Origin of the sequence: Rhabdochromatium marinum (assembly GCF_016583795.1) — a bacterium.
Lineage (GTDB): Bacteria > Pseudomonadota > Gammaproteobacteria > Chromatiales > Chromatiaceae > Rhabdochromatium > Rhabdochromatium marinum.
In genome coordinates, this window is sequence record NZ_NRRS01000014.1 from 116,307 (window position 1) to 128,213 (window position 11,907).

11 protein-coding genes, 1 tRNA gene and 1 pseudogene are annotated in these 11,907 nt (G+C 60.6%); 5 read left to right on the plus strand and 8 right to left on the minus strand.

Translation table 11 applies throughout. The features are described from left to right. Positions 1-27: 27 nt before the first annotated feature. The 5 genes from CKO36_RS06680 to queA form a co-directional block, all read right to left on the minus strand. The gene (locus CKO36_RS06680; protein ID WP_200282279.1) at positions 28-1,173 is read right to left on the minus strand and encodes a cytochrome-c peroxidase; all 1,146 of its coding nucleotides are present in this window, start codon (positions 1,171-1,173) and stop codon (positions 28-30) included. A gap of 106 nt (positions 1,174-1,279) precedes the next feature. Next, positions 1,280-4,414 carry an efflux RND transporter permease subunit gene (locus CKO36_RS06685; protein WP_338053434.1) on the minus strand — a complete coding sequence of 1,045 codons (3,135 nt, stop codon included), beginning with the start codon at positions 4,412-4,414 and terminating at the stop codon, positions 1,280-1,282. Then, positions 4,411-5,658: an efflux RND transporter periplasmic adaptor subunit gene (locus CKO36_RS06690; RefSeq protein ID WP_200282282.1), complete on the minus strand. Its 1,248-nt coding sequence runs from the start codon at positions 5,656-5,658 to the stop codon at positions 4,411-4,413. Before CKO36_RS06690 ends, CKO36_RS06685 begins: the two co-directional genes overlap by 4 nt. A 53-nt stretch (positions 5,659-5,711) precedes the next feature. Then, on the minus strand, positions 5,712-7,433 hold the full coding sequence (locus tag CKO36_RS06695) for an ArnT family glycosyltransferase (RefSeq protein WP_200282285.1): 1,722 nt from the start codon (positions 7,431-7,433) through the stop codon (positions 5,712-5,714). Positions 7,434-7,437: 4 nt separating this feature from the next. Next, positions 7,438-8,469, minus strand: a complete 1,032-nt coding sequence (gene queA / locus CKO36_RS06700; RefSeq protein ID WP_200282288.1) for a tRNA preQ1(34) S-adenosylmethionine ribosyltransferase-isomerase QueA — start codon at positions 8,467-8,469, stop codon at positions 7,438-7,440. 145 nt (positions 8,470-8,614) lie between these two features. On the opposite strand from queA, the gene CKO36_RS06705 reads away from it, so the two are divergent. The 5 genes from CKO36_RS06705 to CKO36_RS06725 all read left to right on the plus strand — a co-directional run bounded on the left by CKO36_RS06705 (position 8,615) and on the right by CKO36_RS06725 (position 10,695). Next, positions 8,615-8,701, plus strand: a tRNA-Leu gene (locus CKO36_RS06705). 102 nt (positions 8,702-8,803) lie between these two features. Next, a complete protein-coding gene (gene cysC / locus CKO36_RS06710; protein WP_200282291.1) occupies positions 8,804-9,469 on the plus strand; it encodes an adenylyl-sulfate kinase in 666 nt (221 codons plus the stop codon). Between the two features lie 6 nt (positions 9,470-9,475). Further along, positions 9,476-9,991 carry a metallophosphoesterase family protein gene (locus tag CKO36_RS06715; protein WP_200282294.1) on the plus strand — a complete coding sequence of 172 codons (516 nt, stop codon included), beginning with the start codon at positions 9,476-9,478 and terminating at the stop codon, positions 9,989-9,991. Positions 9,992-10,135: 144 nt separating this feature from the next. Further along, on the plus strand, positions 10,136-10,297 hold the full coding sequence (locus CKO36_RS06720) for a hypothetical protein (RefSeq protein WP_200282297.1): 162 nt from the start codon (positions 10,136-10,138) through the stop codon (positions 10,295-10,297). Between the two features lie 83 nt (positions 10,298-10,380). Continuing rightward, positions 10,381-10,695 carry a hypothetical protein gene (locus CKO36_RS06725; protein ID WP_200282300.1) on the plus strand — a complete coding sequence of 105 codons (315 nt, stop codon included), beginning with the start codon at positions 10,381-10,383 and terminating at the stop codon, positions 10,693-10,695. Between the two features lie 3 nt (positions 10,696-10,698). Here CKO36_RS06725 and CKO36_RS06730 read toward each other — a convergent pair whose 3' ends face one another. The 3 genes and pseudogenes from CKO36_RS06730 to CKO36_RS06740 form a co-directional block, all read right to left on the minus strand. Beyond that, complete coding sequence (locus CKO36_RS06730) at positions 10,699-11,208, minus strand: FKBP-type peptidyl-prolyl cis-trans isomerase (RefSeq protein ID WP_200282303.1); 510 nt, start codon at positions 11,206-11,208, stop codon at positions 10,699-10,701. 40 nt (positions 11,209-11,248) lie between these two features. Beyond that, positions 11,249-11,599 (minus strand): hypothetical protein, encoded by a 351-nt coding sequence (locus CKO36_RS06735; RefSeq protein WP_200282306.1) that lies wholly within the window; start codon positions 11,597-11,599, stop codon positions 11,249-11,251. Positions 11,600-11,663: 64 nt separating this feature from the next. Next, positions 11,664-11,907, minus strand: a pseudogene (locus tag CKO36_RS06740) (RNA-guided endonuclease IscB); the annotation flags it as partial.

The following is an 11,907-nucleotide window of genomic DNA, read 5'->3' on the forward strand; positions in this document are numbered from 1 at the left end:
CCCGGATGCAGAGTTTCGGGTGGCGCATTACAGCTGCGGCTTGGGCGTCGTCGCTGTCTCCACCGGCAACATGGGATAATCAACCTCAGGCGGCACGCCGGTCAGGCTGCGCAGGAACGCAGCGATAGGGGCGATGTCTTCTTCGGTCAGATCCAAACCGAGCTGAGCTGATCCCATGACGGCGATGGCGTCTTCGAGCGACCACACCTGACCAGAGTGGAAGTAAGGTGCAGTAAGCGCACTGTTGCGCAGGGGCGCAGCGCGAAAAACATATTCGTCGCTTGGAGTGTGGGTAACCTCAAAACGGCCCTTGTCTCCGGAGGGGCGAATGTACTCGGCAGGTTTGCGAATCAGTCCAAAGGGAAAATACGCCTGACCGCCGATATTCACACCGTTGTGGCAGGCGGTGCAGCCCTTATCAATGAAGCGCGCCACGCCCTGCTTGGCCTGCACATCAAGCGCATCATCCTCGCCCCGCAACCAGCGATCAAAGGGAGCATCCGGTGTGACCAGCGTAGCCTCATAGGCTTCAATTGCCTTGGCGAGATTGTCGAAGGTCAGCGGATCATCAGCGGCATTGGCATTGGCAGCAGCCGCATCCGGAAAGGCCCGCGCAAAACCATCGACATACTCAGGAATGCTCGCCAGCGTCGCCAACACCTGCTCCGGCACATTGGCCATCTCCACGGCGGCCTGAATCGGCCCCTTAGCCTGGGCTTTCAGATCCTCGGCACGCCCATCCCAAAACTGGGCTTTGTTATAGACCGCGTTGTAAACAGTCGGCGCATTGCGCGGCCCGCGCTGCCAGCCGTGTCCCACCGAGGTGGGGAGATTGTCATCCCCGCCCAATGCCAGATTGTGGCAGGTATGACAGCTGATCAGCCCACTGGCTGACAGGCGCGGATCAAAAAACAGCTGGCGCCCCAGGGCAATGCGCTCGGGCGTCAGCGCATTGTCGGTCACCGGCCCCGGGCCGGCCGGTAGCGGCTTGAGTCCGGCCGCCTGAGCTTTCTGGCGCAAGGCCGCATCTGGACTGGCTGAAGCCGGTGGGGCGGCTTCAATCAGATTGGCTTGAGCTGACTGTTGGGAGGATGGCGGACTGGTCGAGCGCTCGAACAATGCCAGCATCACCACGGCCAGAATCAGCAGGGACAGGAGATAAGAGGGTTTCATAAGAGATCAGCTCCATCAGGTATTGAGGGATAAAGCGCGATTGTCTCGTATCCACGCCTCAGATGCATCTCGTCATCCTGCACAGCCTACCCGGAGAGTGCACTCGCTACAGCCACAGACGCAACGCATGCAAACGCTGGTGGGCACTCTCATGCAGAGACAGCAGTGCCGGAATCACCAGCAATACCAGCAAGGTCGAGAAGGCGAGCCCGAAGGCGATGGAGGTGGCCATGGGGATCAGGAACTGGGCTTGGTAGGATTTTTCAAACAGCAGCGGGGTCAGGCCGGCAATGGTGGTCAGGGAGGTCAGCAAAACCGCGCGCAGGCGCTGGCAGGCGGCCTCGACCAGCGCTTCCTGCACCGCCAGCCCTTCAGTGCGCAGGCGCTGGTAGAAGCTCACTAGAATGATGGAATCGTTCACCACGATTCCGGACAGCCCGAACATACCGAACATCGACAAAATGGTCATATCGATGCCCATGAACCAGTGTCCGAAAAAGGCCCCGCTGACACCGAAGGGAATTGCCGTCATCACCACCAGCGGCCAGCCATAGGAGGCGAACACCCAGGCCAGAATAATGTAGATCAACACCAGCCCCAGCAGCCCGCCCTTGCGCATATCCGACAGGGTATCGCGTTGATCGGCCGAACGGCCCTCGAAGGAGTAATGGATGCTGTGGGTACGCGCCAATTCGGGCAAGGGGCCTTGTTCCAGCGCGGCGATGATGCGATCGGAATTGGCCCGGCTGGCATCAACATCTGCAGTCACCTCAACCGCCAACTTACCCTCCGCATGCCGCAGCACTTCAAACCCCTGGCGCGAACGCCACTCGGCCACGGCGGTCAAGGGCACTGAGCGGCCATCCGGGGTGCGGATGTTGAGCCGATACAGACTGGCGAGCTTGTCGCGCTCAATTCGGGGCAGGCGCACTCGCACTTCGACCTCATCGGGGCCATCCTGAAAAATCTGTACCAGCTTGCCATCATAGGCGGTGCGCAGCTGGTTGCCGAGATCGGCCACCGTGAGTCCCAGCGCCTCGCCGGCTGGGGTCAGTGCATAAATCAGCTGCTCACGGCCATAGGCCATGTCGTCCTCGACCTCCAGCACCCCGGGGATGCCGGCCATGGTTTCGGCCAGATCCAGCGCCGCCGACTTCAGTTGTTCGGCATCGCTGCCGGTCAGGCGCACGGTCAGATCGCGTCCCGGCGGCCCCACCCGGCGCGAGGTGATGGTGAGCTGCTCCAACCCAGCGGGCAAGTTGAGCCGCTGACGCCAGGCTTTGATGAAGGCGTTATTGCGCACTTCGCGCAGATCAGGCTCAATGAGTTCGACCTGCAGGGCGCCAAACTGATCGGCCGCCGCGCGCGCGCCCGGCCCGGCCTTGCTGCCATGAAAAGCCACCGCCAGGTTGATCAAGCGTCCCTGATCCAGCGCCTGTTCAGTGGCATAGAGCTGATCTTCCAAATGCAGCAGAAAGCGATCCACAGTTGCGCGCGGGGTTCCAGCCGCAAAAGTGGCATTGGCATACAGAATCTGCGGCTCGGGTGTGGGGAAAAAAGTGAAGCTCACCCGGCCACCGGCGACCAGACCGATGGCGACAATCAACAGCGCCAGGGCGCTGGCAATGGTAGCAAAGCGCGCGCGAATGGCGAAGGTCGCCAGCGGGCGAAAAAAGCGCTCGCGAAAGGCGTCGAACGCCCGATCCAGACGCGCGCGCAGCGAATTGGCGCGCACCTTGTGCGAATGCACAAAAGCATTACGCAGGTGGCCCGGCAGCACCAGAAAGCTCTCCAGCAAGGAGGCCAGGATCACCGCAATGATGACCACTGGAATGGCACCGAGAATGTTCCCGATGCGCCCGCCCACCAGCATCAGCGGCAAAAAAGCGGCAATGGTGGTCAGCGAGGAGGCAATGACCGGTGCCAGCATGCGCCGCGCGCCGCCCTCAGCCGCCAGCAGCGGCGCCTCGCCCATCTGATAGTGCGCCAAGGCATCTTCGCCCACCACAATGGCGTCATCGACAATAATCCCCAGCGCCATAATGAGCGCGAACATGCTCAGCATGTTGATACTGCCGCCGGTCAGCAACAGCAGAAACAGGGTTGCAGCAAAGGACACTGGAATGCCCCAGGCCACCCAGAACGCCACCCGCCCGCTCAGAAACAGGTAGAGAATCGCCACCACCAGCAGCAAACCGCCCAGTCCATTGGTCACCAGCAGCATGATGCGGTCGCGGATCAGCTTCCAGGAGGCGTCATAGACCAACAGCTCCACTCGGGGTGGCAAGGTGGGCCGGGTGTCCTCCAGCCACTCATCAAAGACACGCGCCGCTTCCAAGGAATCGCCGCTCTCGGCGCGCTGCACAATCAGCTCCACCGCCGGCTGACCGCGATAGCTCAGTTCGACACTGCCGTCGCTGGGCTGGCGCTCGATTCTGGCCAAATCACCGAGATCCACCCGCAGCTCCGCTGTTGCCTGCACCGGAATGGTGGCAAACTCGAGCGGATCGCGGCGCTTATCCAGACTGCGCAACTCGCGCGCACCCTCGCCACGTCCCACTGAGCCAGCCGGCAAGTCGCGACTGAAGGCCGCTACCCGATCGCCAATCTGGCCAAGGCCGAGGCCAAGTTCCTCCAGGCGATCATGATCGATCTCAATGCTAATTTCTTCATCCGGCAGGCCATTGATATCGACCTTGTCAATGCCCCGGTCAATCAGCTCGGACTCAAAGCGCCGCGCCAGCCCGCGCATCTCGGCGGCTGAGTCCAGCCCGGTGATCAGCAGACGCGCCACCTGCTCATAGCGGGTGACCAGCGCCACCTGGGGCTTCTCAGCATCTTGCGGGAAGTTGCGAAACTCATCGACAAAACGCCGCACCTGATCCAGCGCCAACAGAGAGTCAGTGCCTTCCTGAAACTCCAGAGTAATGGACGATACCCCCTGACTGGAGGTCGAGGTCATCTTGTCGAGGTTATCCAGGGTGCGCAGCCGCTGCTCCAGCGGATTGGTGATACCGTCCTCGATGTCCTCAGCACTCGCGCCGGTCCAGATCACCCGCACGGTGATGATATCGAGATCGAAGGTGGGGAAAAACTGCACATTGAGCCGATCCAGCGCAAAAGCGCCGGTCATCAGCATGATGATCATCAGCAGATTGGCGGCGACCTTATGGTGCGCAAAGAGCCCGATCAGATCGCTGCGATGGCCATTTGACGGCGCGGCCGATGCCGGATGCGTCACTCCACCACCTCCACCCGCAACCCTTCAACCGCATTGGGCATGTGGGTGACGACCACCTGATCACCGGCGCTCAATTCGGGGGAGCGCACCAGGGCCCGCTCCTGGCCGTCCGGCCCCAGACGGGTGCCAAGCATTTCGATGGCGACGCCCTGCATGCGTGTCACCGCCTCGGCATCCGTCATCAGCTCATACACCCGCTCGCCACCGTAAACCGCTGCCATAGGCACGGCGACGATATCCGGCTGCGGATGACGTTCCAGGCGCACCCGCAGCAGTTGCCCCGGACGCAGCAACTCGCCATGGTCCTGGACCGCGAAATAGCCATCAATGCCACTAGCGGCCGCCTGCCCCGCCAGGCGTACCAAGCGCAAAGGCACCTCAATACCGGCCACCTTGGCCGTGGCCGCCAGCGTTTCACCAGCATTGAGCGCCGCAATGATTTCTTCCTGATGCGGCGCGGGAATACGCGCGCGCACTTCCAGACTGGCCGTCGCATAGAGAGTCACCAAGGGATCACCCCGCGACACCTGATCGCCGGCGGTGACCTTCACATCGGCAATAACCGCTGCATAGGGCGCCTGCAAGCGCGCGCGCTGATACTCCAGCTCCAGCTGTTCGAGCTTGGCCGTCGCGCTGGCCAACTTGGCTTGCAGGGCACGCAGACGGCTGGGATGATCGGCAATGCTCATCTCGCGATTGGAGACGGCCAGTGCCTGCTGGGCCTGTTGTTGCTTGGCTTCATCCAGCGCCTGTTCAGCGCCAACCTTTTGCGTTTTCAGCCGCTGCTGGCGCACCACGCCCTGACTGGCCAACTCCAACAACTGCCGCTCTTCCTCCAGAGCCATGATGTCCGTTTGATGGCGATTGTTTTCGCTCTCGATTTGCGCGTCCAGATCGTCAATCTCCGCCTGGGCCTGGGCGATGCGGGGTTGGAAATCACGCGGGTCGAGTTGCAGCAGCAATGCCTGCTCGGCCACCCGATCGCCATCACGCACCCTGACCTGTTCGACCCAGGCGGTGGCCGATGCGGCCAGGGTGAGCAGCTCGGGGGTTTCGACCGCGCCGTAGAGCACCAGTTCAGGTGCGAGGCTTTGGGGATTAACCGCTTCAACGGCGACCCGCCACACCCGCTCCTGCACCTTAGGCGGCGGCTGCTCGGGCTTGGTGGCTTTCAGAAAGCGAAACAAGCCCAGCGCCACGGCCAGGATCACAACCGGGAGCAACACCAACGACAGTTTCTTCACGGGAACTTTCCTAAGGGAAATAATGCCACGCAGATCAGGGCATGACGCCCCGATCACAAGCCAGCGGCGGAAGCGGGAACGGGCGCGGCGGCTGACGCACGGCGCTGAAATAGCTGAAAGCGATCACGCTGATCGGCCGCGCGCTGGCCCTGCCACAGCGGCACCCAGTCCGCGCCCAGCGACACGCCCTCGCGATGGTCGCGCCGCTGCACTTCCAACAGCAACAGATCGCAGTCGGTCTGCTCCGGTGATGCGGCATGCTGGATTTTCACCCCGGCGAAATAATGCAGCAATCCGCGCTCGGACTCGCGCAGCCGCAGGCTTTGTGGCTCCACCAGATCCGCCACACAATTGAATTGCGCCGGCAAGGCGGCCTTGAGATCCAGCATCACCGCGCGATAACTCTTAGCCTGATCGATCCAGGGGAAATGCAGCCATACCAGCAGACACCAGAGCAGCACCACCCCGGCTGGCCAGGCCAGCGGTGCGGCTCGTCGGGGCGGGCGAATCCGCCACAGCAGCAGCCCCCAACCAAGCGTCACCACCAATGCACCGCCCAGCACCACCCCGGAGCGGCTGAAATCATGCACCAGCGGTAAATTTCGCGCGATCACCGGCCAATCCGGGGCTGTCCCTGTCACCGTACCGAACAGCCACAACCCCCACAGCAACAGCGCCAGCAGCCCGAACAGCAGGGCGCTGCACCAGAAACTCGCGCGTCCGAACCAAAGCGGCAACTGGGTCACACCGCCCGCCGCCACCGCCGCCAGCGGCACAATCAGCGGCAGCGCATAGAGATCGCGTGCCGTATGCGCCACCAAGAGCACAGCCCAGCCGATGATCGCCAGCAGCAGCACCGCCACCAGCGCAGGATCCGAACGCAGCCTGCGGCGCTGCACCCAGCATGCCCAGAACGCCAGCGGCGCGGCCGGAAAGGTCACCCAAGGAAAGGTGCGCAGCCAAAAATCCGCGTCCGCCGGTGGCCCGAGATCGACACCGCCCAGATAGCGACCGAAGTTGTTATCCCAGAACCACAACTCAAACAGCGCCGGATCACGCAAATAAAGCCCTATCGGCCAGATCAGCACCCAGGGCGCCGCCGCCAGCGCAGCGATCAGCAGAGCGCGCCAATACGCGCGCGAGCGCCAGGCCGGAATAGCCAGCAACGCCAGAGCAGTGACGCCCAAAATGCCCGGCCCAAGCAACCCCTTGGCCAGAAAGGCCAACCCCGCCCCAGTGCCGAGCAACAGCCCGCCGAGCCACCAGCGCTGCCGACAGAGCGCCAAGCCCAGTGTTCCAAGCGCCATCCCGGCCATCAGCGCGCTATCGGTGATCAGGTAATGGCCATGCTGCACCACCACCAACGTGCCCAGAGTCAGCAGCACTGCGGGACTACCAGCTCCCGCCCCCCACAGAACAGTCCCCAGCCAGGCGGCCAGCGACAAAGTCAGCAACAGATAGAAGCCGGTCGCCAAGCGTGCCGCATCATGCGCCGGCAGAGTTCCGTCGAGCCACGGCACCAACGCCGCCGCCGTCCAGTAATAGACCGGTGGCTTTTCCATAAAGGGATCATTCGCCAGGCGTGGCACCACCCAATCGCCCGTCTCCACCATGTTCAACACCAGGCCGAAGGAATAGGCTTCGTCCTGCTTCCAGGGATCATGGCCGGTCAGGCCGGTCAGGCTAAACAACAGCGCCAGCACCAGCGTCAGCCAGCCCAGGCGGCGGCGCGCCTCTGGCGTCAGGTCAAACGGGCGATCTTCGCAAGTGGTCATATCTTTAAAAAGGCGTGCCACGATGCAAAAACATGGCATCGCCATAGCTGAAAAATCGATACTCCTGCGCCACCGCATGACGGTAAGCCGCCATGATGTGCTCATAGCCCGCAAAGGCGGCGACCAGCATCAACAGGGTCGATTCCGGCAGATGGAAATTGGTCACCATGGCATCAATGACCCGAAAGCGATAGCCGGGCCGGATGAACAGCTGGCTGTCACCGCAGAAGGGCTTGAGCACCCCATCAGCCGCAGCGGTTTCCAAACTGCGCACGCTGGTGGTGCCTACGGCGATGACACGCCCACCACGAGCCTTGGTGCGCTGCACAGCCTTGACCACCGTCTCACTGACCTCCAACCATTCGGCATGCATTTGATGTTCATCGAGATTCTCTACCCGCACTGGCTGAAAGGTACCCGCCCCCACATGCAGCGTCAGCTCAACGCGCTCCACCCCCATGGTCGCCAGCCGTTCGAGCTGCTCGACATCAAAATGCAAACCAGCGGTGGGCGCTGCCACAGCCCCGGCATGCTTGGCAAAAACCGTCTGATAGCGCTCGCTGTCGAGCGGTTCGTCAGCGCGTTCGATATAGGGTGGCAGCGGCACATGGCCATGACGCGCCAGCAGCGTCGGCCAATCGTCCTGCTCAGCGGCCAACGCAAAGAGACTGCCCTGACGCCCCCGCACCTCAAGCGCTTCATGACCCTCAAGGTAAATGTGCCCACCGGCACGCGGCGACTTGCTGGAACGCAGATGCACCAGCGCAAGACACGGGTCCAACAAGCGCTCAATGAGGATTTCAACCCGACCGCCGGTGGCTTTGCGCCCGAAGAGCCGGGCCGGAATCACTCGCGTATTGTTGAATACCAGCAGATCGCCCGCGTGCAGCAGACGTTCGAGATCCTGAAAGCGCAGATCACTCAAGGCCCCATTAGTCGCATCCAGCGCTAGAAGCCGACTGCCGCCGCGCTCCGCCAAGGGACGCTGTGCAATCAGCTCCGGTGGTAAATCATAAAAAAAGTCTGACCGGCGCACAGTGATATGGTATTGAAGTCAGTAAAGACACAGAATAGCAGAGAATCGCAGCAGCGCATGCAGGCGTTGCCTGCCGGCGCCCGATGATATATGCTTCGCGTTCGAGTCAGACGGGCGCAATCACAGGCCCATGCTTAAAGGCTCCGCCGGGGTGGCGAAACTGGTAGACGCATCAGACTCAAAATCTGACGGTGGTAACACCGTGCCGGTTCGAGTCCGGCCCTCGGTACCAAATGAAAAGGGTTAGACATCCGAGGTCTAACCCTTTTTTCTGTGTCAGGCCCAAGCCGACCGGCTTGAAGCTCAACCCATCCTAAATGATATTATCTTTGCCATGACGAACGACACCAATGTCACTTGGCACGAGCATCGCGTCTCCCGCGAAGATCGTGAGCGTTACAACGGCCATCGCGGTTGTGTCATCTGGTTTACGGGCCTGAGCGGGTCGGGTAAGAGCACCATTGCCAATGTGCTCGACCACATGCTGGCGGAACGGGGCGTCAAGGCGGCGGTGCTTGACGGCGATAATGTTCGTCATGGCCTGAATGCCAGCCCCGGCATGCTGCGCGACACGCATGGCGATGAATTTGCCGAGCGCTTTGGTCTGGGCTTTACCGCCATTGATCGGGAGGAGAATATCCGCCGCATTGGTGCTGTGGCACAATTGTTCTGCGAGACCGGCACCATCGCCCTGACGGCGTTTATCAGCCCCTATCGTCTTGACCGCGACCGTGTCAGACGCACCATGCCCGAGGGTGATTTCATTGAGGTCTTTGTCGATACACCGCTGGAGATCTGCGAAGCGCGCGATCCCAAGGGCCTTTACAAGAAGGCTCGCGCCGGGGAGATCAAGCATTTTACTGGCATTGATGACCCTTACGAAGCCCCCGAGTCACCGGAACTGGTGGTTCGCGCTGGCGAGCGGACTCCAGAAGCACTCGCCAGCGAAGTTATCGACTATCTGGTCAGTCGCGCGATTCTCCCGGTGACCAATTCATAGCGCCAAATGAAAATCTGCATCGTTTCCGACAGCCATGATCGTGGCCCCATGCTGGCCACTGCCATCGCGGAGGCCAAGACGCGCGGCGCGGAATATGTTCTGCACTGCGGCGATCTAATTGGCACCAATACCCTGCTGGCCTCTCTGAAACTGGGTCTGCCCATCCACGCCATTCATGGCAATAATCTCGGCGATCCGGTCTCCATCTCCCGTTTGGCGTGCAGTTCTGAGGGCCAGTTGCGCTACCACGGCAATGACGCCAGCCTGGAGCTGGCCGGTCGGCGTATTTTCATGACCCACTACCCGCACATTGGCGAGGCCTTTGCCTGCGCTGGCGACCACGATCTTGTCTGCTGCGGGCACAGCCATGAACCGGAAATCCGCTGCCTGGACACGCTAAAAGGGAGCAAAGCCTGGCTGGTGAATCCCGGCACCGTCGCCGGCCTCGGAGCTCCAGCAGCGACCTGGATTTTTGGGGATCTAGCCAGTATGACATTCAATATCGAAGAACTCGAACGTTAAAGACGACGCATGCAGGCTTATGACAAACTTGACAGCCTGACTCCGCCGCGATAGCGTCTGTTGGTTGTCTTTATCCATTGGGCCATTTGGTTTTCCTTCCTTATTGGCCTCGCCAACATCTATCATTGCTATAAGGTGTGACCCATGTCCGAACAAAAGAAAGAGCGTCCAAAGGTTCCAGACGGCCACAGCCGTTTTTTTGTTACCCGTCAGAATCCGCCGAATGACAAAGGCTTTGTTGGATACCAGGTCATTTGGGACAAGTTCCAAAAAGAAGTCGATTATCAAACGCCAAAGCGTCCCTGAGCCACACACAGGCCACACCTGCGCGACTACGTGGAGCTTAACAGAGCCCTCGCGCAGTCACTCAGGTGGCATGGTAGCGAAAAATGAAACTGACCGTGTCACGTTCTACATTCGATGAGCAGCAGGCAATTTTTACTGCTGAGCTCGTGACGCGAATCAAAATCAAGCTGCAGGAAGGTGGCGTGGAGCCGGACAAGCTCGAAGATCTGACGGCCAGCATTGCCCTCAGTATTGCCGGCGTCCTTGACGACCTCGCGAACATTGAAACCGATGACGGCGTGGAGGTACATCCCTACCTTACCTTCCGCACCGAGGAGGATCACCTCATTCATTGCGGTGAAAACTCCTACACCTATGAGCTGGTGCATGGTGCCATGAAGCAACTGTTCTACCGCTAGCGGTCAGATCGGTCTGACCGAGAGATCACCGATATCCGGCCCCCGGTTGATCTTCCCCCCCGCAAGAATTTCCTCATCCGTCGCGTCGCGCACGCTTAAGACCTCAAGCTCAAATACCACCTGCCGACCGCACAGCGGATTGTTGCCATCAATGGTCAGCGTCTTGTCATCCATGCGGGTCACAAGAAAGGTCTTGGTGTCACCCTTGTCGTTCTCCATGACAATGCGCGTACCAAGCGCCCGGTATTCCTCGGGAACATTGTCAATCCGATCCGTAATCACCAGCGACTCGTCTCTGGCCCCATAGAGATCGGTGCAATCGATGGGAACCGAGATCACATCCCCGGCCTGCCGGCCTTCCAGTTCCGCCATCACGGGGGGCGAGAGTACCTCGTTGCTGCCATGAATGTAGCCCAAAGGGAATTCCACGGCGGTTAAGACATCCCCCGTCTGCTGATCCAACACCCGATAGGTCAGCTCGACGAATTTGTTGTCGCGAATGCTTTGTTTCATAGCCTGCCTGTTGCTGCCTGCCTGTCTGTCTGTTGCGGCTTCAGAAAATGGATGCGGCAAAAATGCGCACCTCCCCGTTTTCGTAGCCAAGCACCAGTCGTCCCAGCCACTCGCCTGTGCGTATTTTGCACCGCACCCGATAAAGCGCCGTGACATGCTCGCCACGCCGAATGAAGCCCAGAAAGTCGCGCTCCTCGACCAGATTGCGTGCCAGCTCACTGTGGGCAAACTGCTTGCCGACTTCGACTTCATTCAAGCCAAGCAACAGATTGTAAGAGAACTTTTTGATGAATTTGCCATACTGGCCTTGATTGGAATACTGAATCAGATCGTCCCACATGGGATGGGCGATCTCCTGCAGCTCTTCGTCAGTCTTATCGATAATGTTCATCAGTCTTGCGCGAGAAACCACGCCCTTCAGGGCGGGGAGGTAGAGCGCACCGCGCGTAGCGCGGTTAACCCACCGGTCTCGCTGCCTCCGTTTGGGTTGGGGTGGATGCGTAGCCATAGCCGTCGGCGCGTTGCACCACGCGGCAATGGCGGTGTGAAATCCCTTGTACCAGATTCGTTGCGGTCTGGATGTTGAAGTACCCCGAGGCACGCACCGCTACGCGCCCGACATGGATGCCAGCGTTCTTGCCTGTTGGCATCTCAGCGATTACCCGATCCCCGGTCTGAAAGTCGTGGACGCGCTTCTCG

Coding starts and splice junctions, on each gene's coding strand:
- CKO36_RS06680 (WP_200282279.1), bottom strand. CDS start 1,173: ATGAAACCCTCTTATCTCCTGTCCCTGCTGATTCTGGCCGTGGTGATG.
- CKO36_RS06695 (WP_200282285.1), bottom strand. CDS start 7,433: ATGACCACTTGCGAAGATCGCCCGTTTGACCTGACGCCAGAGGCGCGC.
- cysC (WP_200282291.1), top strand. CDS start 8,804: ATGACGAACGACACCAATGTCACTTGGCACGAGCATCGCGTCTCCCGC.
- CKO36_RS06715 (WP_200282294.1), top strand. CDS start 9,476: ATGAAAATCTGCATCGTTTCCGACAGCCATGATCGTGGCCCCATGCTG.
- CKO36_RS06720 (WP_200282297.1), top strand. CDS start 10,136: ATGTCCGAACAAAAGAAAGAGCGTCCAAAGGTTCCAGACGGCCACAGC.
- CKO36_RS06725 (WP_200282300.1), top strand. CDS start 10,381: ATGAAACTGACCGTGTCACGTTCTACATTCGATGAGCAGCAGGCAATT.
- CKO36_RS06730 (WP_200282303.1), bottom strand. CDS start 11,208: ATGAAACAAAGCATTCGCGACAACAAATTCGTCGAGCTGACCTATCGG.
- CKO36_RS06735 (WP_200282306.1), bottom strand. CDS start 11,599: ATGAACATTATCGATAAGACTGACGAAGAGCTGCAGGAGATCGCCCAT.